Below are 22,504 nucleotides of genomic sequence, written 5' to 3'. Positions count from 1 at the left end.
TTTGTACGATACAGACTTTATTTATACGATCACTAGTCACACCTGTTGTTGCTGACTTACTCGACCGTGACCGACTTGGCCAGGTTACGCGGCTTGTCCACATCGGTACCGCGTGCCAGCGCCGAGTGGTAGGCCAGCAGCTGCAACGACACCACGTGCAGGATCGGCGACAGCAAACCATAGTGTTCCGGCAGACGGATCACATGCACGCCTTCGCCCGAGGTGATGCGCGAGTCGACGTCGGCAAACACGTACAGCTGGCCGCCGCGCGCGCGCACTTCCTGCATGTTGGACTTCAGCTTTTCGATCAGCGCATCGTTCGGGGCGATGGTGACGACCGGCATTTCTTCCGTCACCAGCGCCAGCGGGCCGTGCTTCAGTTCGCCCGCTGGATACGCTTCAGCGTGGATGTACGAAATCTCCTTCAGCTTCAGCGCGCCTTCCAGCGCGATCGGGTAGTGCATGCCGCGGCCCAGGAACAGCGCGTTTTCCTTGCGGGCGAAATCTTCCGACCAGGCGATGATCTGCGGCTCCAGCGCCAGCACGGCGGAGATCGCTACCGGCAGGTGGCGCATGGCTTTCAGGTGCTGCTCTTCTTCCTCTTCGGACAGGCGGCCGTTGACTTGCGCCAGCGACAAGGTCAGCAGGAACAAGGCGGCCAGCTGCGTGGTGAAGGCCTTGGTCGAGGCCACGCCCACTTCCACGCCGGCGCGGGTGATGTAGGCCAGTTTGCATTCGCGCACCATGGCGCTGGTGGAAACGTTGCAGATCGTCAGAGTGTGTTCCATGCCCAGGCTGCGCGCGTGCTTCAGCGCGGCCAGCGTGTCGGCGGTTTCGCCGCTTTGCGAAATCGTCACCACCAGCGTGTTCGGGTGCGGCACGCTGTCGCGGTAGCGGTATTCGCTGGCGATCTCGACGTTGACCGGGATCTTGGCCACCGATTCGATCCAGTACTTGGCGGTCAGGCCGGAGTAGTAGCTGGTGCCGCAGGCCAGGATCAGCACGCGGTCGATCTGCTTGAAGACGTTGTAGGCGCCGTCGCCGAACAGTTCCGGCATGATGCCGGTGACGCCTTCGAGCGTGTCGCCGATGACGCGCGGCTGCTCGAAGATTTCTTTCTGCATGTAGTGGCGGTATGGGCCCAGCTCGGCCGCGCCGGTGTGCGCCTGCACGGTCTTGACTTCGCGCGTGACCGGCTTGCCGTCGACGTCGACGATCCAGGTGCGGCCCAGTTGCAGGTCGACCACGTCGCCTTCTTCCAGGTAGATGATCTGGTCGGTGGTGCCGGCCAGCGCCATCGCGTCCGAGGCGACGAAGTTTTCACCCTGGCCCAGGCCGACGATCAGCGGCGAGCCCTGGCGCGCGGCGACCACGCGGTGCGGTTCTTCGCGCGAGAACACGGCGATCGCATACGCGCCGGTCAGACGCTTGACGGCTTGCTGGACGGTGTCGAACAGGTCGCCGTTATACATATGGTCGACCAGGTGGGCGATCACTTCGGTGTCGGTCTGGCTTTGGAAAACGTAGCCGAGCGCGGTCAGTTCGGCGCGCAGTTCGTCGTGGTTTTCAATGATGCCGTTGTGAACCAGCGCGATGCGCGCCTGTTCGGTGGTCGGCGAGAAGTGTGGGTGGGCATTGTGCGAGGCAGGCGCGCCGTGCGTGGCCCAGCGGGTGTGGGCGATGCCGGTGAAGCCTTGCAAGCCGACTTCGGCGATCTGCTTTTCCAGGTCAGCCACGCGCGAGGTGCTGCGCGAACGCTGCAACTGGCCATCCACGTGCAGGGCGACGCCGCAGGAGTCGTAACCACGGTATTCCAGGCGCTTCAGGCCTTCGATCAGGATGGGAGTGATGTTGCGTTGCGCTACCGCGCCGACGATGCCACACATAGAAAACCTCGCTAAAAATAGGTGTAGCCATGCTAGAGCAGTACTCTTGAAATAAGCTTTCTAAATCCTGTATATTTTGGAATATTCTTTCATCACGCTGATGGCGTGAAATATTATTTCATTTTCTAGGATTATTTTTATGGATGAAGTAGATCGTCGCATTTTGAATGCGCTGCAAGTTGATTCATCACAAACAAACAGCGAGCTGGCGCTGGCGGTCCATGTTTCCGCGCCGACTTGTTTGCGTCGGGTCAAGCATCTGACCGAGAGCGGGGTGATCCAGCGCCAGGTGGCCATCGTGGCGCCGGAGAAGGTCGGGCCCAGCCTGACGGCGATCGTGGAAATCTCGCTGGATGTCCAGGCCGCCGAGCGCATGGCCGAGTTCGAGGCCCACGTGGCGGCCGACGATGCCGTATTGCAGTGCTACCGGGTGGCGCCGGGGCCGGACTTCGTGCTGGTGGTCCAGGTGACGGACATGCCGGCCTATCACGCGCTGGCGCACCGCCTGTTCGCCACGCAGACCAATGTGCGCAATGTCAAAGCCTACTTTTCCACCTTCCGCAGCAAATTCCAGACGCGGATCGCGGTTTAGCCACTTATCCCTGCCTTATTCAGCTGCTTTTGCACAGGTTTATCCACACCGGCCAAAACGCGGGAAATGTTTTCCCGCGTTTTCCACGGCTTTTCCCGGGGCTTTGCACTGGCTTATACCCAAGCTTATCCACATTAAAAAGTTATCCTGATTTACTCACATGATTTCCCACAGGCTTATCCACAGCTCAAGCGGAATCGCGGCTGCAGGCCGTGGCGAGGGCTCGCTTTTTTGATGCAAGCCGAGTTGTCCAACACTTTTCCCTGGCTTATACGCCGCTTCTCCAGGGCTTATCCGTAGGCTTCTCCACATTGTTATCCACAATAAAAAACCGGGACGTATCCCGGTCTTGGTGTGGAGTGCGAGGCTGTTACTTAGGCTTTTTGACTGGACGGCTCCAGCCTTCCACCGTGATCTGGCGTGCGCGGGAAATCGTCAGCTTGCCGGCCGGCGCATCCTTGGTCAGCGTGGTGCCAGCGCCCAGCGTGGCGCCCTTGCCGACGGTGACCGGCGCGACCAGCTGGCTGTCGCTGCCGATAAAGGCGTCGTCTTCGATCACGGTGCGGAACTTGTTGACGCCGTCGTAGTTGCAGGTGATGGTGCCGGCGCCGATGTTGACGCGCGAGCCGATCGTCGCATCGCCGATATAAGCCAGGTGATTGGCCTTGCTGTGCGCGGCGACCTGGCCATTCTTGATTTCGACGAAGTTACCCACATGCACATCCTCGGCCAGCACGGTGCCGGGACGCAGGCGCGCATACGGACCGATGACGGAAACCTCGCCGACCACCGCCTGTTCGATATGGCAGAATGGCTTGATGTGGGCGCCGGCCAGGATGCGGGAGTTGATGATCACGCTGTGCGGTCCGACGCGCACGCCGTCGGCCAGCTCGACCTTGCCTTCAAACACGCAGCCGACGTCGATGGTGACGTCGCGGCCGCAGATCAGCTCGCCGCGCACATCGATGCGGGCAGGGTCCATCAGCGTCACGCCCTGTTCCAGCAATTTCAAGGCGATATTGCCTTGATGGATGCGTTCCAGCTCGGCCAGTTGCACCTTGCTGTTCACGCCGGCCACTTCCCACTGCGCCGACGGCTGCGCCGAGACGACAGGCACGCCGTCCGCCACCGCCATGGCGACGATGTCGGTCAGGTAATACTCGCCCTGGGCGTTGTTGTTCTTCAGCGCGCCCAGCCATTGCTTCAGGCGCGCGGTCGGCACCACCAGGATGCCGCTGTTGATCTCCTTGATGGCACGTTCGGCCTCGTTCGCATCTTTTTGCTCGACGATGCGCACAATTTCGCCGTTTTCACGGACGATGCGACCGAGCCCGGTCGGATCGTCCTGCACCACGGTCAGGATGCCCAGCTTGTCGTTGCCGGCCACGTCCACCAGCGCTTGCAGCGAAGCGGAAGTGGTCAGCGGCACGTCGCCGTACAGGATCAGGGTGGCGGCGCTGTCGTCCAGTTCAGGCAAGGCCTGCATGACGGCGTGGCCGGTGCCCAGCTGCGGCTCCTGCAGTGCGGTGGCGACCTTTTCCGGCTGCGCGGCCAGCATCTCCAGCACCGCAGCGCCCCCATGTCCGTAAATCACGCATAATTGGCTGGCAGACAGGCTGCGGGCCGTATCCAGCACATGCGACAACAGCGGCTTGCCCGCCAATGGATGCAACACTTTAGGCAACGCGGATTGCATGCGTTTGCCCATGCCGGCTGCGAGGATAACTACGTTCATAGGTGCCAAATCGAAGAGTTAATCAAAGCGAAAGTTTAACATGCCAGATATCCACAACCGCGCACTGCGCCGCGTTTTCCTGATTGTCGTACTAGCGGTGCTGGCCGGATGCAGTTCGCTGCGCCTGGCCTACAATCACGGCGATACGCTGCTGTACTGGTGGCTGGACGCTTACGTCGACTTCAACGCCGATCAAAAAGGCTGGGTCAAGAAGGATATCGACGAGCTGTTCCACTGGCATCGCAAGACCCAGTTGCACGACTATGTGCAAATCCTGCAAACGGGACAGCGCCAATTGGCCGGCAACCCGACGGCGGCCGACCTGATGAAGGATTACGACGAGGTCAAGAGCCGCACCCAGCTGCTGCTGTTCAAGGCGCTGCCGGAATTGTCCGACCTGGTGCGCTCGCTGCAACCCGCGCAGATTGCCGCACTGGATAAGAAGTTCACCGCCAATAACGCCGAGTTCCGTAAGAAGAACATGAAGGGCGACACGGATGCGCAACTGAAATTCCGCTATAAAAAATCGATGGAGCAATTCGAGCTATGGTTCGGTAACTTCAGCGCCGAGCAGGAAGCGCAGATCCGCAAGGCTTCCGACGCGCGCCCGCTGGACAACGACATCTGGCTGGACGAGCGCATGCGCCGGCAGAAAAACATCCTGACGCTGGTGCAAAAGGTGCAGCGCGAAAAGCTGAACAAGGAAGCGACGATGGCCTTGATCCACACGCTGATCAAAGACTCCTTCGACCGCCTCGAACACTCCGAACGCAAGCAATTCTTCGACGCGTATGAAGCATCCACGGCGCAACTGGTCTTAACCGTCATCAAGATCGCCACGCCGGCCCAGAAAGCCCACGCGCAGAAGCGCATGCAAGGCTGGATCGACGACTTCAACCACCTGGCGGCGGAACCCCGCTGAGGCCCGTATGGTATAGTGGCCCCTGTTGTATCAATGACTTAGAACACAGCCACATGCCAAAAAAGCCCGCCAACAAGCCCGCGAAACCAGCCAAAGTACCGGTCCACGGTCCCCAGCACAGCAACCAGGTGCGCATAATCGGCGGCGCCTGGAAGCGCACGCCGCTGCCGGTGCTGAGCGCCTCCGGCCTGCGTCCGACGCCGGACCGCGTGCGCGAAACCGTCTTTAACTGGATCAATCACCAACGCGACGGCAATTGGGCCGATGCGCAGGTGCTGGACTTGTTCGCCGGCAGCGGCGCGCTGGGTTTCGAGGCGGCCAGCCGCGGCGCGCAATCGGTGACGATGATCGACACCGTGGTGCCGGTGGTGCGCCAGCTTGAGGACGTCAAGGCCAAGCTCAAAGCCGAGAACGTGCAGATCATGCGCGCCGACGCGCTGGCCGTGGCCCAGTCGGCCGCCATGCGCGGCCAGAAATACGACTTGATCTTCCTCGATCCGCCGTACCAGCAAGAGTTCCTCGAACGCTGCCTGCCGCTGTGCACGCGCATCTTGAAAGAGGGCGGCCTGATCTACGCCGAATCCGGCATGGCGCTGGAGTTCGAAGAGGGCGACGCGCCGGAGTGGATGGCGCCGTGGGAAGTGCTGCGGGCCGACAAGGCCGGCATGGTGTACTTTCATTTGTTAAAGCACAAGCAAACTGCGGCTTGAACAGCCCGCATTTGCCGCTAAAAGGGCTGCAAGCAGCCCCAAATTAAGGCAAACAGGGATTTTCAGGCATAATGCGCGTTCTATATTGGTGCACTGCAAGGAGCCGCGATGGTAGTAGCCGTTTATCCAGGAACTTTTGATCCGCTGACCCGTGGTCACGAAGATCTGGTGCGTCGCGCATCCGGTCTGTTCGACACGCTGGTGGTGGGCGTAGCCGACAGCAAGAACAAGAAACCGTTCTTCTCGCTGGAAGAGCGCCTGACCATCGCCAACGAAGTCCTGGGCCACTATCCCAACGTCAAGGTCCAGAGTTTCTCCGGCCTGCTGAAGGATTTCGTGCGCGAGCATGACGCCCGCGTCATCGTGCGCGGCCTGCGCGCCGTGTCCGACTTCGAATACGAGTTCCAGATGGCGGGCATGAACCGCTATCTGTTGCCGGATGTCGAAACCCTGTTCCTGACCCCGTCCGACCAATACCAGTTCATTTCCGGCACCATCGTGCGCGAGATCGCGGTGCTCGGTGGCGACGTATCGAAGTTTGTCTTCCCATCGGTCGACCGCTGGTTGCAAAAGAAAATTGCCGCCAACGCCGCCGCCGAGCAATAAGCGAGTTCCATCATGGCCTTGATGATCACCGACGACTGTATCAATTGCGACGTATGCGAGCCCGAGTGCCCGAACGACGCGATCTACATGGGCGCCGAAATTTACGAAATCAATCCGGACAAGTGCACCGAGTGCGTCGGCCATTTCAATGAGCCGCAATGCCAGCAGGTGTGCCCGGTCAGCTGCATCCCCTTCAATCCCGCCTGGCGCGAGACCGAAGAACAATTGCGCGACAAATTCGACCGTTTGCAAGCCGCCGGCAAGGCCTGACGAGCCTGAAAAAGCATGACCGTGCGGCCAAATTGCGCCGCCACGCGTTTTTGCGCGACTCCCAGTGGTATATTCCAGCAACGCCCACATCGCGGGCGAGATGCGGGCATCTATCATCCTCGGAGACAACACATGAATCGCAGAAATATCATCAAGAGCCTGATGGCGGCCGCCTTCCTGGCCGGCAGCTTCAGCCTGCCCGCCTTTGCCGCCGTGGAAGTGGCCGGCGTTAAATTCGACGACACCATCAGCGTTGCCGGCAAAGAACTGAAGCTGAACGGCGCCGGTCTGCGCACCAAGGTCATCTTCAAGGTCTACGCCGCCGGCCTGTACCTGACCGAAAAGAAAACCGCAGTGCCGGACGTGCTGGCCACCCAGGGCCCGCGCCGCGTGTCGATCACGATGCTGCGCGAAGTGAGCTCGGAAGACTTCGGCAAGGCCTTCCTGGAAGGCTTGAACAACAATACCGACAAGAACGAACGCAGCAAGATCGCGCCGCAAACGATGAAGTTCGGCGAAGTGTTCGCGCAGATCCAGACGCTGAAAAAGGGCGACCAGATGCTGCTGGACTGGACCCCGGGCGAGGGCACGCAGTGCTATCTGAACGGTAAGAAAATCGGGGAATTGATGCCGGACATGGCGTTCTACAACGCCGTGCTGCGCATCTGGCTGGGCGACCATCCGGTCGACAGCTCGCTGAAACCTGCCCTGCTGGGCGAGAAGTAATGCTGCGGCGCGGTACCGGCGGGCTGAGTCCCCCGGTACCGCTGCGTTTTATTCAGGCAGATACGATTTAGGCGCGCGCGGCCATGGCGCGCAGTTCGGCCGCATGGCTGGGATCGCGTTCCATCGCATTGAGCATGCGCTTGAGCATCATTGCATCGCGCATCTGGCGGCGCTGCAGCTGCTCTTCCTTGCTGCGTTTAGGCTTGATGACCAGCATGGCGGCGCGCGCCAGGCCGCGCAACAGCGGTTTGAACAGGACGATCAGCGCGCACACGGCGCCGCTGACCAGCGCCAGCTCACCGGCGGCGACCAAGGAAAAATTTTGTACGAATGAGATGATGGTAGACATGTTGTAGCACTGCATTTAGAATCAAGTGTAACTATAGTGCAGCGCAACATAAGTATCCAATTTACTTCCCCGATAACAATTATTCGTTTGGTGAATGGGATGCTTGTCATTGACGTGAAATCCATATTTCTCGATACTGTACCGACCCCAACCCCACATCCCGAGCCGACATGAGCTTTTTGACGCTGGACTTGAATTTGTTACGCGTCTTCGACGCCGTGATGACAGAGCAGAACCTGACACGCGCCGCCGGCCACCTGGCCATGACCCAACCCGCCGTTTCCAACGCCATCAAGCGCCTGCGCGAGAGCCTGGGCGACGAATTGCTGATCCGCACCGCCTACGGCGTCAAGCCGACCCCGCGCGCCGAGGCGCTGTGGCCGTCGGTGCGCAGCGCGCTGGCCAGCCTGGAAGCGGCGGTGGCGCCCGAGACCTTCGACGTCTCGGCCGCCCATGCCACCTTCCGCATGGCGATGGCCGACGCCACCGCCGCCTTCTGGCTGCCGTCGCTGATGCGCTCGATCGAGAGCGAGGCGCCGGGCGTCAACGTGCGCATGGTGCCGCTGACCACGCGCGAGCCGCGGCCGATGCTGCTGCGCGGCGATATCGACCTGGCGGTGGGCTTCTTCCCCGGCGTGGCGGCGCAGCTGTCGTACGAGACCGGCTCGCCGATCCGCCACGAGCGGCTGTATTCGGGACATTATGTGTGCGTGATGCGGCGCGACCATCCGCTGTCCAAGGTCGACCTGACCCTGGACAACTATTGCAAGGCCAATCACCTGCTGGTGAGTTTTTCCGGCCGCGCGCACGGCCTGGTGGACGAGGCGCTGGCGCAGATCCAGCGCGAACGCCGCATCCTGCTGACGGTGAACCAGTTCTTCACCGCCGGCCGCGTGGTGGCCAACTCGGACCTGATCACCGTGCTGCCGCGCCACCTGATCGCCTCGACCGGCATGACCGACGCGCTGATTTCCAAGGAATTGCCGTTCACCTTGCCGGCCGTGCACCTGGACATGTTGTGGCACGAGCGCGATGCCCGCAGCCCGGCCCACAAGTGGCTGCGCAAGCACCTGGAGGGCATGAACACCGTGGCCCAGCGCACCGCGCCGGGCACGGCGCCCAAGAACGACACCTACTGATCACTGATGGCTGGAGCGGTAGCCGACGCGGAAACCGCCCCAGTGCTTACCGTTCACATAAATCGGCGCCGACAGGTCGTGCATCACTTCGCCGGTATCGCGCTTGTAGGTTTGCAGCAGGAAAGGCTTGGTGTTCGCGCCGCAGCGCTTGCCGGTGCGATCGCTGAAAATCCGCTTGGTCCGGTTGTTGACCATATCGACGTCGTAATTGCCCGTCAGCGGCTGCGAAAACTTCTTGTTGTGGGTGGGGAAATAGCCGTTGTTATCCACAGCGCCGGCATAGGCCAGCTGCGGCATGACCGCCAGCAAACCTTCCTGCAACTGCGGCAGCGCGCGGTCGGTGAAATCGTCGAAGCGGGTCTTGTGCTTGGGCGGGTCGGTGTTCGGTATCGGCGTGTAGCTGCGGTCGAACAGCGCATCGCGCGTGATCTTGCCGGAAGAGATAGCCGCCTCGAAGATCCGTCCCACTTGCTCGGCCGCCTGCTGCGCGGCAATGCGGATCGCGTCGTGCGAGGTCTCGATCGACGATTCGCCCAGCGCGCCGGTGATGACTTCGGCCCGCTCCGCCAGCGCCATCGCCGAACTGGCGGCGCGCGGCAATTCCTTTTCTGTGGACAACAGGCTGTCGCGGATGCTGGCAATCGCCGTGGCGATTTCCTCGGTGGTGGCGACGTGTTCACGCGACGCCCTGGCGATTTCGCCTATCTCTTCCTCCGACACGCCGGACGAACGCTCGATATTGCCCAGCAAACCATGCACCGTTTCCACGTTGCCGGCCGCGTCGCTGACCTTCAGCGCCAGCGAATTCATGCCGGTGGCCGCCTGTTCGGCCTGCTGATTGATCTCGCGCACCATGGTGCTGATTTCGTCGGTGGCTTCCTTGGTGCGCAGCGCCAGCTGGCGCACCTCGCTGGCGACCACGGCAAAACCGCGCCCCTGTTCGCCGGCACGCGCCGCCTCGATGGCGGCATTCAGCGCCAACAGGTTGGTGCGGGCCGAGATTTCGCTGATGGCCTCGGTAAAACCGTAGATTTTGCGGGAATTCGTTTGCAGGCTGGCCATGACGGCCGCCGCGGTCTGCGCATCCTGGCGCGCCGTGTTGATGCGCTGCAAACCGTGATCGGCCTCGGTGCGGCCTGCCACGGTCTCACCGCGCACCTGGGCGGCGATCTTGGCGGCGCGCTCGGCATTGGCGGCGATGGCGACGGTGGCCTGCGCGTTGTGGGACGCGCTGCGGACGATCACCTCGGCCGTGCCCACGTCCAGTTCGATTTTCTTTTTGACGGACTCGACGAAATACGAGGTTTCCGCCGCGCCGATCATGATGGCGTCGATTTCTTCGCCGACCACCTGGGCGAAGCGGCGCACGCCGCCCTCGTCCTTATTCAGGCCGGCGGCCCACCAGGCCAGCAACGCCCCGGTCAGCGCCGCCGGCGCCGCCGTATAGATCAACGCCGCACCGTCGCCGGCCGCCAGCTTGAACAAATATGCAAGGCAGGTACCGCCAGCCGTTGCGCCCAATAACCATAATCCACGTTGCACCAGCTTATGCTGCAAAAGCTTCATCTGTCCCCCGTTTTACCAGGCGCCTTGGGCGTCTCGACTAATTTATTTCCCTGATGCTATTTTATAGGTAACTTGGTGGTATTCTTCACCTCTTCCATGACGGCGTAGGTATGCGTTTCGCGTACGCCCTTCTGGAGCAGGGTTTTACCCAGGAATTCGCGGTAGGCCGCCATGTCCTTGACGCGGGCTTTGACCAGATAGTCGAAGCCGCCGGCAACCATGTGGCACTCCAGCACTTCCGGTATCACCTGCACGCTATGTTTGAAGGCGTCGAACACCTCGGGTGTCGTGCGATCGAGCACCACTTCGATGAAGACGAGCAGGGACACATCCAGCAGCTGCGGGTTCAATTGAGCAGTGTAGCCCATGATGTAGCCGGATTCGTGCAACTTGCGCACGCGTTCCAGGCAAGCGGCTGGTGACAGGTTCACCCGCGCCGCCAGTTCCACATTGCTGATGCGGCCATCGCTCTGCAATTCCATCAAGATTTTTTTGCTGATCTTGTCTAACATTTCCGGGAACTCCCAAATAAATATTATTTGGTTAAATTGTCGCACTAAAAACAATCTATTGCTAGCCCCCTGGAATACCAGAATTAATCCAGAAGAAATCGCACTACAATCGAATCATCAGCAGTTGACTCAAATTCACGCTCGCCGGCACTCGCAGGTAGAGCGTTTTTTTGCAATCCGCTGCGCCCAAATCTTCCTTCTGAAAGTATTCAATGCAAGCAGCAGCAGCCACCGGTTTTACCCCTTTCGCCGCCATGCAGGCCGAAATCCTGCGCGACCCGATTCCCCTGCGCGCAGCAGTGACGGCGGCCTATCGCCGTGACGAAGTCAGCGCCGTTCAATGGCTGCTGGAACAAATCAAAAACAACGACGCCGGCACCCTGCAACAAGCCCAGCAACTGGCGCATAAACTGGTCAGCTCGGTGCGCGAACAGCGCACCCGCGCCTCCGGCGTCGATGCCCTGATGCACGAGTTTTCACTGTCGTCGGAAGAAGGCGTGGCGCTGATGTGCCTGGCCGAAGCACTGTTGCGTATACCCGACAACGCCACCGCCGACCGCTTGATCGCCGACAAAATCAGCAAAGGCGACTGGCGCAAGCACCTGGGCGAATCGCCTTCGCTGTTCGTCAACGCCGCCACCTGGGGCCTGCTGATCACCGGCAAGCTGGTTTCCACCAGCAGCGAAACCGGCCTGGGCTCGGCGCTGACCAAGCTCATTTCCAAGGGCGGCGAACCGCTGATCCGCAAGGGCGTGGACCTGGCGATGCGCATGCTGGGCAACCAGTTCGTCACCGGCCAGACCATCGACGAGGCGATCAAGAACGGCAAGTCCAACGAGGCGCGCGGCTATCGTTATTCTTACGACATGCTGGGCGAAGCGGCGCTGACCGAGGCCGACGCCAAGAATTACTACGCCTCCTACGAAACCGCGATCCACGCGATCGGCAAGGCGTCGAACGGCCGCGGCATCAAGAACGGTCCCGGCATTTCGGTCAAGCTGTCGGCGCTGCACCCGCGCTACAGCCGCGCCCAGCGCAGCCGCGTGATGGAAGAACTGCTGCCGCGCGTGCGCGAACTGATGCTGCTGGCCAAGCACTACGACATCGGCCTGAACATCGATGCGGAAGAGGCCGATCGCCTGGAACTGTCGCTGGACCTGGTCGAAGCGCTGGCCCACGACCCTGAACTGGCCGGCTTCGAAGGCATCGGCATCGTCGTGCAGGCTTACCAGAAGCGTTGCCCGTTCGTCATCGACTACCTGATCGACCTGGCCAAGCGCAGCGGCCGCAAGTTCATGGTGCGCCTGGTCAAAGGCGCGTATTGGGATGCCGAGATCAAGCGCGCCCAGGTCGACGGCATGAGCGACTATCCGGTCTACACCCGCAAGGTCTACACCGACGTGTCCTACCTGGTGTGCGCGCAAAAGCTGCTGGGCTCGACCAGCGTGATCTATCCGCAGTTCGCCACCCACAACGCGCAAACCCTGTCGACGATCTACACCTTGGCCAAGCGCGACGGCGTGACCGACTATGAATTCCAGTGCCTGCACGGCATGGGCGAATCGCTGTACGACCAGGTGGTCGGCAAAGACAACCTGGACAAGCCTTGCCGCATCTACGCCCCGGTCGGCACCCACGAAACGCTGCTGGCCTACCTGGTGCGCCGCCTGCTGGAAAACGGCGCCAACTCGTCCTTCGTCAACCAGATCGTCGACGAAGCGATCCCGGTCGACTCGCTGGTCAAGGACCCGGTCGCCCAGGCGCGCGAACAGGGCGGCCTGCCGCACACCGGCATCGCGCTGCCGCTGAACATGTTCGGCGACCGCAAGAACTCGGCCGGTTTCGACCTGGCCAATGAAGACGTGCTGCGTCATATTTCGGCACAACTGGCCGTGCCGCGCAGCTGGCGCGCCGCGCCTTTGCTGGCGGGCGGCCTGAGCGCCGGCCAGCCGGTGCAGGACGTGAGCAACCCGGCGCAACGCAGCGACATCGTCGGCCAGTTGGTGGAAGCCAGCGCCGCCGACGTTGAAACCGCGCTGGCCAGCGCCAGCAATTTCGCCATGGATTGGCAGACCACCGAACCGTCGCTGCGCGCCGCCGCACTGAACCGCGCAGCCGACCTGTTCGAAACCAACGCCATGGAACTGATGACCCTGGCGATCCGCGAAGCCGGCAAATCGCTGCCGAACGCCATCGCCGAACTGCGCGAAGCGGTTGATTTCCTGCGCTACTACGCTGAAGAAGTGCAAGGCTCGACCAACACCCTGGCGCTGGGTCCGGTGTCCTGCATCAGTCCATGGAACTTCCCGCTGGCGATCTTCACCGGCCAGGTGGCCGCCTCGCTGGCGGCCGGCAACGTGGTGCTGGCCAAGCCGGCCGAGCAGACGCCGCTGATCGCCCACCGCGCCGTCGAACTGCTGCACCAAGCGGGCATCCCGCGCGCCGCGCTGCAATTCCTGCCGGGCCGCGGCGAGGTGGTGGGCGCCGCGCTGACCGCCGATGCGCGCGTCAAGGGCGTGATCTTCACCGGCTCGACCGAAGTGGCGCAGCTGATCAACCGCACCCTGGCCAAGCGCGCCGTCGCCGAGAACGCCGACATTCCGTTGATCGCCGAAACCGGCGGCCAGAACGCCATGATCGTCGATTCGTCGGCGCTGCCTGAGCAAGTGGTGCAGGATGCGATTTCGTCGGCCTTCGACAGCGCCGGCCAGCGCTGCTCGGCGCTGCGCGTGTTGTTCCTGCAAGAAGATATCGCCGACAAGACCATCAAAATGCTCAAGGGCGCGATGCAGGAGCTGAAAGTCGGCTGCCCGGACCGCCTGGTGACCGATATCGGCCCGGTGATCGACGCCGAAGCCCAGCAAAACCTGCTGGCGCACATCAACAAGCTCAAAGCGACCGCGCTGAACTATTTCTCGCTGGATCTGCCGTCCAGCGTGACCGCGGCCGGCACCTTCGTGCCGCCGACCGTGCTGGAGATCCGTTCGCTGTCCGAACTGACGCAGGAAGTGTTTGGCCCGGTCCTGCACGTGATCCGCTACAAGCGCGCCGATCTGCCGAAGTTGATCGAACAAATCAACGAAAGCGGCTACGGCCTGACGCTGGGCGTGCACTCGCGCATCGATGAAACCATCGACTACATCGCCTCGCGCGCGCATGTCGGCAATATCTACGTCAACCGCAACATCGTCGGCGCGGTGGTCGGCGTGCAGCCGTTCGGCGGCGAAGGCAAATCCGGCACCGGCCCGAAAGCCGGCGGTCCGCTGTACCTGAAGCGTCTGCAACGCGGCGCCATCGCCGGCGCCCAGCACGAGAACCAGGCAAGCCCGGGCCTGGATGCGCTGGCGGTCTGGTCGAAAATGCACGGCCACGAGCGTGCCGCCACCCTGGCCGAGCAATACAGCCGCACCACGATGCTGGGCAGCGTGACCGTATTGCCTGGCCCGACGGGTGAACGCAACACCCTGGCGCTGGTCGCGCGCGGTTCCGTGGTCTGCGTGGCCGGTACGCAAGCAGGCCTGCTGAACCAGATCGCAGCGACGCTGGCAACCGGCAATATCGCGCTGCTGACGGCGGAATCGTCCAAATTGCTGCCTGCGGACCTGCCGGCGGCGGTCAAGGACCGCATCCAGGTGCTTGGCCCCCTGGAAAGCTTCGCTGGCGACTTCCAGATCGCGCTGGTGGAGACGATGCTGGTCGCCGGCCTGCGCACCTCGCTGGCGGCCCGTAGCGGGGCGCTGGTGGGCTTGATCGACACCAACGAGGATGGCGCCATCCCCCTGTGGCGTTTGCTCGCTGAGCGCGCTCTGTGCGTGAATACGACCGCAGCCGGCGGCAACGCCAGCCTGATGACGCTGGACGCATAACTGTAACGATCACCTGTTGTTGTTTTCGGGGCCAGGATAAAACCTGGCCCTTTTTTTACGCCTGCGATCTGACGAGCCGGAATCCGAGATCGTCGATGGCATACGTGGGATGGCTGCGGCGGCGATTCGTCGCCAGGCAGCCGCGTTCGGCATCCGACCAGCCGCCACCCCGAAATACCCGATACAAGCCATAGACCTCGGGGTCGTATTGGTCTTCGCACCACTCCCAGACATTGCCCAACATATCGTGCAGCCCCCATAGATTGGGCTGCTTCAGGCCGACCGCGCAGGAACGGCCGCCAGAATTCTCCCGGTACCAGGCAATATCGTCGAGTTCGCCATAACGCGGGCCGTTGGTGCCGGCGCGACATGCATATTCCCACTCCGCCTCGGTGGGCAGGCGATAGCCATTGCTGCCGGGAATGCGGGTGGCGCTGTCTTCATGCAGTTCGTAGCACGCGCTTAATCCTGCGCTAGCCGACAACAAATTGCAAAAGCGCACGGCATCGATCCAGGAGACGTTTTCGACCGGGCTGTGCGGGGAATCATGCGATGCCGGCCACGCGCCGCTGACTGCCGCATATTCGGCCTGCGTGACCGGATAGCGGCCGATCGCAAACGATGGAAGTTCGACTACCCATGCGCGACCGGTTCGATCATCCCGCATGGCGATGGTCCCGGCGGGGACGATCACCATTTCTACGTATTTTCCGCTGGGTGAGCGGCCTTGCAGAAGTTTTCAATTACCTCAAAAGCGTAACGCGAAGCTACGGTTTTGATGAAATGCATGAAATCGACGGCCGCGTCGTCGTTGGCGTTGTCCGAGATCGTGCGGATGACTGCAAACGGGATGCCCAGCTCAAAACACACTTGCGCGACCGCTGCGCCTTCCATCTCCACCGCCAGCAAATCGGGAAAGGCGGCCTTCAAGGCCTGAATTTGAGTCAATTTGCCTATGAATTGATCACCGCTGGCGATCAATCCCCGGTGTACCCGCGTGGTTTGTGCGGCGGCGGTAGCTAATCGCTGGGTCAAATGCGTATCGGTCGCGAAGCGCGACAAGCCTGTCAGCGGGACTTCAAACTGCGGAAAAAGCGGGCTGGCATCGAAATCATGCTGAACCAGCTCTTCGGCGACGACGATATCACCGACTTGTACATTTTTATCCCCGCTTCCGGCAACGCCGGTGAAGACGATGTGGGTAACTCCGAACTTTTCCACAAGGATGGAAGCTGTCATCGCTGCTGCAACCTTGCCTATACGCGACAGAACGCACACAGCGTCGATTTCCCAGAGTTTCCCGCCCGTGTACTCCCGCATGCCGTGGACGAGCTTGTAGGGGCTCTCAAGGGCTTCTATCAGCCCGTGCTGTTCTTCAGCCAAAGCGCTAATGATGCCTAAACGCATAGTTTTCCCAAGTTTGTAGAGGTGGAGGCTGTGGATTTCGTGCTGCTTTTCCACAGCAGTTTACAAAAAACGATCGATTCTAAGGCGTTTTTTGTGGGCAGGAGTGATTTCAAAGCACGAGCAGGCCTTCAGATTTCGCGTTTTACGGGTTTAGTAGTTTACAAAAGATATATAAAAAAATAGTAGTAATAGTAAACGACCAAAAAGCTGTGGATAAGTCATGTATACGTTTACAAATCATTCGTTTACGAGAAAGATAAGCGCTTGCATAAAGGCTGTACCAGTTCAGGAGCAATTCTGTATAAAATGGCGGCCTTTGGACAACTTGGTCCTTACTCACAAGTCGTCCTGTGGATATCCAGCGAGTTATTCACAGGCGCTTGCTCGCTTTTGATCTGTTTTTCCAGTTCTTCGCCTGAAATCGGCTTGGAAAACAGGTATCCCTGCCCTAAATCGCATCCTGCGGCCGTCAGAGCCGCCAGTTGTTGCGGCGTTTCGATGCCTTCCGCGATCACTTTGATGTTCAGCTTGTGCGCCATGGCGATAATTGCCTCGCAAAGCACGATGCCGTCGGTGCCACTGGACAGATTGGAGACAAAAGTCGGGTCGATCTTGATGTAATCGATATCGAAACGCTTCAAAAACGCCACCGAGCAGTAGCCGGTGCCGAAATCGTCCAGCGAAATCTGCATATGGGCATGTTGGAAAGCCAGCATGCGTTCCGAAACCGAGTTGGCGGTGTCCAACAGCAGGTTTTCCGTCACTTCGATGATGATGCTGTTGGCATTCAGGTGCAGTTCCTGGAGAAAATCCAGCCATTGCTGGTAGTTGCTGCCGTCGTCACGGAACTGCCAGGCCGATTTGTTCACGCTGACTTGGAAATCGGGCAATCCCAGCGCCTGCAATTTCTGCACTTCCTGTGCCGCCTGCTTGAAAACCCAGTCGCCGATGCCGACGATCATGCCGCTGCTTTCGGCGATGCCGATAAATTCAGCAGGATTCAACAGTCCGCGCACCGGGTGCTGCCAGCGCACCAACGCTTCCGCCTTGCAAATCTTGCCGCTGGCCAGGTCGATAATCGGTTGGAACAGGATCCGTAATTCGTTGTGATTCACCGCTTCGCGCAATTCGTTGACCAGGGTCATGCGCACACGCGTGGCTTCCTGCATGAACGGAGCGAAGTAATTGAAGCGGTTGCGGCCCTGTTGCTTGGCCGCGTACATCGCCTGGTCGGCGTTTTTGATTAAAGTTTCAGCATCGGCGCCGTCCTCGGGGTAGAGCGTGATGCCGATGCTGCTCGAAATACGGGCGATATGCTTGTCGCCGTCGTTGCCCAGGTTGAACGGCGTGCTCATTTGCCTGAGAATTTCCTGGGCTGTGCGCACCACGTCGCCGGCGTTATGCAACTCGCTGAGGATGATGGTGAATTCGTCGCCGCCGAGTCGGGCCACCGTATCGGTGCCGCGCACGGCGTTGGACAAGCGGCTTGCCACTTCTTTGAGCAGCAAATCTCCTTTATCGTGGCCCAGGGTGTCGTTAATTTCCTTGAAGTGGTCAAGATCCACGAAAACCAGCGCCATCGGCAGATGGGAGCGGTCGGTTTTTTTCATTTCCTGGCGCAGATGCTCGTGGAACATGCGCCGATTCGGCAAGCCGGTCAGCGCATCGAAATTGGCCTGGCGCCAGATCAATTCTTCCGATGCTTTCTTTTTCGTGATGTCGCTCAACAGCGCAACGTAGCGGAAGGGATTGCCCACCTCATCGTAGACGGTGTTGAAGCGCATCGCGACCAGGTAATCTTCGCCGTCTTTATGCTGATGCCAGAGTTCGCCTTCCCATTGTCCGGTTTGCGCGATCGACTCGAACATGCGGGTGAAGAAGTTGATGTCCTGCCGGCTGGTCGTCAATTCATAGCCGCGGTGGCCGATGACTTCTTTTTCCGTATAGCCGCTCAGCAGGGAGAAGGCTGGATTCACGGTCAATATGCGTCCATCGGCGTCGGTGACCATCATGCCTTCGCCGCTATTCTGGAACAGCAGGGCTGCCAGCTTCATGGATTCTTCGTTTTTCTTGCGCTCTTCCTCGTTGGCCAGCAGTTTTTGTTCCATTTCGCGACTGGCGGCGTACAAGGCGCGGAAGCGCAGCTCGCGCTCTTCCTGTTTGGTGTAGGTGCGCAGCGAAAAATGACCGGCGCCTGCCATCAGTATCAGCAACATGATCAAACCAGCGCCAGCAATCAGATAGTTTTGCTGGAGCAGCCTGGTCGATTCCGAATCGTTGCTGCCGACGACGATGATCAGGGGAAGGTTTTCAAATACCCGATAACTGAACACGCGAGTGAGGCTGTCGGAACTGCTGATGGTTTTGAAAGTGCCCGAACTGGAGCGGCGTACGTTGTCGAACAGGTCGGTCGGTCCCAGATCGCGGGCAAATGACTGTTCGAAATTGGGGACGCCGGCGATAACTTTGCCGCCGCTGTGCATCAGCGTGATCGAGATATCGGAACTGAAGCGCGAATTTTCAAACACCGTGACATAGCGGTTGACGTTGAGTGGCGCGACGATCACTCCCAGGAATTCCCCCTTGGAACTCTCGACTCGACGGCTGAGAAAAAGCAGTCGCTGGTTGTTGCGTCGCCCAATCGCCGGCACGCCGATGAACAATTTGCCACGCATGGCGACATCGAGATGGGCTTTGAAGTAGTCGCGATCGCCGTATTTGGTGCCGGAGATATTGTTGCCAGCGGAAGTGGCGACCGCTTCGCCTTTCGGATCCAGGAAACTGATCCAGTACTCGCTGTTGAAACCGGAGCCGCGTGAAGACAGCAGTTCCAACATCGTTTCCGGCGAACGTCGTTGTTGAGTCGTCAGGACTTTGATGGCATTGGCAAATCCCATCAGCGACAAGTCGATGGACTGTATCGAGTACAGCACATGCGCTTCCATCGCTTTGACGTAGTGCTCGGTCTGGGTTTTGACCGCGAGTTCGCGTTCGACGTAAGCGGTGCGGAATTGAGAAACAACAACAGCAATGGCAAGCGCAGCCATGAGGAAAAGGCCGGTGATCAGACGTCGCCGAAAGCGCAGATAAGCCGGCGACCGCAGATTTTTGCGCTGTGAGGACAAAATGTCTCCGCCAGGGGCTGTTTGTTTGCGAATCCAGTATAGGGGAAAGCAGATGTTGGTGAAATCTTATTTCCGTTCCAATGGGGTATCAGGACGTTCAGGCCTGTGCGCCTGTGGTTTTTGGGTTTATGGTTTACTCTAAATATGTATATATAAAAATAGTAGTAGTTGTTAACGTAGACACTTTTCTGTGGATAAGTGTTCATTTTGGATTAAAATCAGGCGTTTACGAGCTGCATAAGCGGGCGAGAAAGCCGTGTATGAGCAAAGAACTGTTTTGGGATAAGAAAAAGCGTCCCCAAAAAATTTTTGTTTACTCACATTCCGTGCCTGTGGATATCCATAGACTTATCCACATGTCGTAAACGCCACTTTATGCGAGAGATCTGATGAATTTGGCATCAATTTTTCCTCATCCCATCATCCAGGGACCGACTGCCGGCGGCAATAACACGCCCGCGCAAGTGGCTGCGGTCTCGAATGCCGGTGGCCTGGGTTCGCTGGCTTGCTCCTTACTTTCGCCGGACACCATCCGCACCCAGACTGCGCAGATCCGCGCCCTGACCGACAAGCCGTTTTGCCTGAACTTCTTCGTGCTGGAAACGCCCAAGCCGGATCCGGAAGAAGTGGCCCGCGCCATGGAATGGCTGAAGCCGATCGCCGCCTCGCTGGGCTGGATGGAAGTGCCGGCGCCCGCCAAATGGTGCGAAGACTTTGCCGCCCAGTTTGAGGCGCTGATCGAGATGCGTCCTGCGGTGGCCAGTTTCACCTTCGGCATCCTCAGCACCGAGCAGATCCGCCGCCTGCATGACGCCGGTATTGTCGTCATCGGCACCATTACCCACGCCGACGAAGCGCTGGCCTGGCAAAGCAGGGGCGCCGATGCGGTGATCGCTTCCGGCACCGAGTCCGGCGGCCATCGCGGCACCTTCATCGGCGCGCAGGAAGACGCCAAACTGACCACCTTCGAGCTGCTGCCGACCATCGTCGAGGCGGTGCATATACCCGTGATCGCCGCCGGCGGCATCATGGACGGCGCCGATATCAAGCGCGCGCTCGATGGCGGCGCCCAGGCGGTGCAGATGGGCACAGCGTTCCTGGTGTGCGACGAATCGTCGATCAATCCGATTTACAAGCAACGTTTGCTGACGGCCGGCGATCATCCGACCCGGTTGACGCGCACCTTTTCCGGCCGCTATGCGCGCGGCCTGGAGAACCGTTTCATGCTTGACATGGCGCCGGTGGAAAAACAGATCCCCGCCTATCCAATACAAAACGCGTTGACCGGCGCCATCCGGGCGGAGGCGGGCAAGCGCGGCGAGACGGAATTGATGTCGTTGTGGTGCGGTACCGGCGTCGCGCGCGCCAGGCCGATGCCGGCGGCAAAACTGGTTGAAACATTGCTGGCGGAGATAGCGGCCGCCTGACCGAAACAGCACTCTTGGAGGAGAAGTTTTTGGAATCAGCAGGCATTTACGATTACATCATTATTGGTGCAGGCTCGGCGGGCTGCGTGTTGGCAAACCGGTTGAGCGCGAACAGAAACGCGAATGTCCTGCTGATCGAGGCGGGTGGACGAGACGATTATGTGTGGATCCATATTCCTGTTGGTTATCTGCATTGCATAGATAATCCGCGGACCGACTGGATGTTCCGCACCGAAGCCGATCCGGGCCTGGGCGGGCGCAGCCTGCTCTACCCGCGCGGCAAGGTGCTGGGCGGCAGTTCCTCCATCAACGGCATGATCTACATGCGCGGCCAGGGCAGCGACTACGATCGCTGGGCCGCGCTGACCGGCGACGATAGCTGGCGCTGGCAGTCGGTGCTGCCGCTGTTTAAAAAGAGCGAGGATTATCACGGCGGCGCTTCCGAACTGCATGGCGCCGGCGGTCCGTGGCGCGTTGAAAAGCAGCGTTTGTCGTGGCAAATCCTGGACGCGTTCCGCGACGCGGCGGAGCAGGTCGGCATCCAGAAAGTGGACGACTTCAATCGCGGCGACAACGCCGGCTGCGGCTATTTCGACGTCAATCAAAAACGCGGCATCCGCTGGAATACGTCGAAGGCATTTTTGAAACCGGTGTCGATGCGGCCCAACCTGACCATCATGACCGGCTGCCACGTGGAACGTTTGCAGATCGAAATGAGCGATCGCGGAGCGGTGTGCAAAGGCGTTATTTTCACCGGCGGCGGCACGCAGTTTATCGCCACCGCCGACAAGGAAACCCTGCTGGCGGCTGGCGCCGTTGGTTCTCCACAAATCCTGCAATGCTCCGGCATCGGCGCAGCCGACAGCTTGCGCCGGCATGGCATCGAGCCGCTGGCCGATCGGCCCGGCGTCGGCGAAAACCTGCAAGACCATCTGCAACTGCGCATGATCTACAAACTCGGCGGCGGCGCGCGCACGCTGAACACGATGGCCTCCAGCTGGTATGGCAAGATGAAGATCGGCCTCGAATATGCGATGTTCCAGAGCGGACCGATGTCGATGGCGCCTTCGCAGCTGGGCGCCTTTGCGCGTTCGGACGCGGCGCAGGCCACGCCGAATCTGCAGTACCACGTGCAGCCGCTGTCGCTCGAAAAATTCGGCGAGCCCTTGCACGCCTTCCCCGCGTTCACGGCCAGCGTTTGCAATTTGCGTCCGACCTCGCGCGGCCATGTGCGCATCGCCAGCGCCGATTCGTATGCGCCGCCGAAAATTTCGCCGATGTATTTGAGCACGCCGGAAGACCGCAAAGTCGCCGCCGCCGCCCTGACATTGACGCGTCAGATCGTCGCCGCGCCGGCCTTGCAGCGCTACGCGCCGGAGGAATACAAGCCCGGCATCCAATACCGCAGCGAGGAGGAATTGGCCAACGCGGCAGGGGAGATCGGCACCACGATTTTCCATCCGGTGGGCACCTGCAAGATGGGCCGCGCCGACGATCCGACCGCCGTGGTGGACGGCGCGCTGCGTGTAATTGGCGTACACGGCTTGCGCGTGGTGGACGCCTCCGTCATGCCGTTCATAACCTCCGGAAATACCAACTCTCCCACCATCATGATCGCGGAGAAAGCTTCAGAGCTGATCCGTTCAGAGTGGAAATGAAACCCTGT

18 protein-coding genes are annotated in these 22,504 nt (G+C 60.3%); 10 read left to right on the top strand and 8 right to left on the bottom strand.

From position 1 onward, the window contains the following. Window positions 1–56 precede the first annotated feature (56 nt). On the bottom strand, window positions 57–1,886 hold the full coding sequence (glmS, locus tag AC1RMD_RS02010; RefSeq protein ID WP_492923137.1) for a glutamine--fructose-6-phosphate transaminase (isomerizing): 1,830 nt from the start codon (window positions 1,884–1,886) through the stop codon (window positions 57–59). Between the two features lie 139 nt (window positions 1,887–2,025). Between glmS and AC1RMD_RS02005 the strand changes: the two genes are divergently transcribed. Beyond that, entirely contained in the window at window positions 2,026–2,478 is a 453-nt protein-coding gene (locus AC1RMD_RS02005; protein ID WP_492923135.1) for an Lrp/AsnC family transcriptional regulator, read from the top strand. 370 nt (window positions 2,479–2,848) lie between these two features. On the opposite strand, the gene glmU is transcribed toward AC1RMD_RS02005, so the two are convergent. Continuing rightward, window positions 2,849–4,213 (bottom strand): bifunctional UDP-N-acetylglucosamine diphosphorylase/glucosamine-1-phosphate N-acetyltransferase GlmU, encoded by a 1,365-nt coding sequence (gene glmU / locus AC1RMD_RS02000; RefSeq protein WP_492923133.1) that lies wholly within the window; start codon window positions 4,211–4,213, stop codon window positions 2,849–2,851. Window positions 4,214–4,253: 40 nt separating this feature from the next. Between glmU and AC1RMD_RS01995 the strand changes: the two genes are divergently transcribed. The 5 genes from AC1RMD_RS01995 (at window position 4,254) to AC1RMD_RS01975 (ending at window position 7,447) form a co-directional block, all read left to right on the top strand. After that, a complete protein-coding gene (locus AC1RMD_RS01995; RefSeq protein ID WP_492923131.1) occupies window positions 4,254–5,135 on the top strand; it encodes a DUF6279 family lipoprotein in 882 nt (293 codons plus the stop codon). A gap of 53 nt (window positions 5,136–5,188) precedes the next feature. Further along, complete coding sequence (rsmD, locus tag AC1RMD_RS01990) at window positions 5,189–5,845, top strand: 16S rRNA (guanine(966)-N(2))-methyltransferase RsmD (protein WP_492923129.1); 657 nt, start codon at window positions 5,189–5,191, stop codon at window positions 5,843–5,845. Between the two features lie 108 nt (window positions 5,846–5,953). Next, the gene (gene coaD, locus AC1RMD_RS01985; protein WP_026334762.1) at window positions 5,954–6,451 is read left to right on the top strand and encodes a pantetheine-phosphate adenylyltransferase; all 498 of its coding nucleotides are present in this window, start codon (window positions 5,954–5,956) and stop codon (window positions 6,449–6,451) included. Window positions 6,452–6,463: 12 nt separating this feature from the next. Beyond that, window positions 6,464–6,721 carry a YfhL family 4Fe-4S dicluster ferredoxin gene (locus AC1RMD_RS01980; protein WP_020703946.1) on the top strand — a complete coding sequence of 86 codons (258 nt, stop codon included), beginning with the start codon at window positions 6,464–6,466 and terminating at the stop codon, window positions 6,719–6,721. A 132-nt stretch (window positions 6,722–6,853) separates the two neighbouring features. After that, window positions 6,854–7,447 carry a chalcone isomerase family protein gene (locus AC1RMD_RS01975; RefSeq protein WP_492923126.1) on the top strand — a complete coding sequence of 198 codons (594 nt, stop codon included), beginning with the start codon at window positions 6,854–6,856 and terminating at the stop codon, window positions 7,445–7,447. A gap of 67 nt (window positions 7,448–7,514) precedes the next feature. Here AC1RMD_RS01975 and AC1RMD_RS01970 read toward each other — a convergent pair whose 3' ends face one another. Next, window positions 7,515–7,796, bottom strand: a complete 282-nt coding sequence (locus tag AC1RMD_RS01970; RefSeq protein ID WP_445231335.1) for a hypothetical protein — start codon at window positions 7,794–7,796, stop codon at window positions 7,515–7,517. Window positions 7,797–7,966: 170 nt separating this feature from the next. Between AC1RMD_RS01970 and AC1RMD_RS01965 the strand changes: the two genes are divergently transcribed. Continuing rightward, window positions 7,967–8,935: a LysR family transcriptional regulator gene (locus tag AC1RMD_RS01965; RefSeq protein ID WP_492923124.1), complete on the top strand. Its 969-nt coding sequence runs from the start codon at window positions 7,967–7,969 to the stop codon at window positions 8,933–8,935. Here AC1RMD_RS01965 and AC1RMD_RS01960 read toward each other — a convergent pair whose 3' ends face one another. Further along, entirely contained in the window at window positions 8,936–10,501 is a 1,566-nt protein-coding gene (locus AC1RMD_RS01960) for a methyl-accepting chemotaxis protein (RefSeq protein ID WP_492923122.1), read from the bottom strand. A 56-nt stretch (window positions 10,502–10,557) separates the two neighbouring features. Then, complete coding sequence (locus AC1RMD_RS01955) at window positions 10,558–11,013, bottom strand: Lrp/AsnC ligand binding domain-containing protein (RefSeq protein ID WP_008443393.1); 456 nt, start codon at window positions 11,011–11,013, stop codon at window positions 10,558–10,560. Window positions 11,014–11,225: 212 nt separating this feature from the next. On the opposite strand from AC1RMD_RS01955, the gene putA reads away from it, so the two are divergent. Continuing rightward, window positions 11,226–14,879, top strand: a complete 3,654-nt coding sequence (gene putA / locus AC1RMD_RS01950) for a trifunctional transcriptional regulator/proline dehydrogenase/L-glutamate gamma-semialdehyde dehydrogenase (RefSeq protein WP_492923119.1) — start codon at window positions 11,226–11,228, stop codon at window positions 14,877–14,879. A gap of 55 nt (window positions 14,880–14,934) precedes the next feature. Here the strand turns inward: putA and AC1RMD_RS01945 are convergent, their stop codons facing one another. The 3 genes from AC1RMD_RS01945 to AC1RMD_RS01935 all read right to left on the bottom strand — a co-directional run bounded on the left by AC1RMD_RS01945 (window position 14,935) and on the right by AC1RMD_RS01935 (window position 19,411). Then, complete coding sequence (locus tag AC1RMD_RS01945) at window positions 14,935–15,576, bottom strand: formylglycine-generating enzyme family protein (RefSeq protein WP_492923117.1); 642 nt, start codon at window positions 15,574–15,576, stop codon at window positions 14,935–14,937. Window positions 15,577–15,578: 2 nt separating this feature from the next. Further along, window positions 15,579–16,286 (bottom strand): 5'-methylthioadenosine/adenosylhomocysteine nucleosidase, encoded by a 708-nt coding sequence (locus AC1RMD_RS01940; RefSeq protein WP_492923115.1) that lies wholly within the window; start codon window positions 16,284–16,286, stop codon window positions 15,579–15,581. Between the two features lie 332 nt (window positions 16,287–16,618). Beyond that, window positions 16,619–19,411, bottom strand: a complete 2,793-nt coding sequence (locus tag AC1RMD_RS01935) for a bifunctional diguanylate cyclase/phosphodiesterase (RefSeq protein WP_492923113.1) — start codon at window positions 19,409–19,411, stop codon at window positions 16,619–16,621. Window positions 19,412–19,800: 389 nt separating this feature from the next. On the opposite strand from AC1RMD_RS01935, the gene AC1RMD_RS01930 reads away from it, so the two are divergent. Beyond that, the gene (locus AC1RMD_RS01930) at window positions 19,801–20,838 is read left to right on the top strand and encodes an NAD(P)H-dependent flavin oxidoreductase (RefSeq protein ID WP_492923111.1); all 1,038 of its coding nucleotides are present in this window, start codon (window positions 19,801–19,803) and stop codon (window positions 20,836–20,838) included. A 29-nt stretch (window positions 20,839–20,867) separates the two neighbouring features. Further along, complete coding sequence (locus AC1RMD_RS01925; RefSeq protein ID WP_492923109.1) at window positions 20,868–22,496, top strand: GMC family oxidoreductase; 1,629 nt, start codon at window positions 20,868–20,870, stop codon at window positions 22,494–22,496. Window positions 22,497–22,504 lie beyond the last annotated feature (8 nt).

This window comes from Duganella sp. GW822-FHT06D06 (assembly GCF_058799615.1).
Note: the sequence above shows the minus strand (reverse complement) of the source record. Positions and strands in the feature narration are given on the sequence as shown.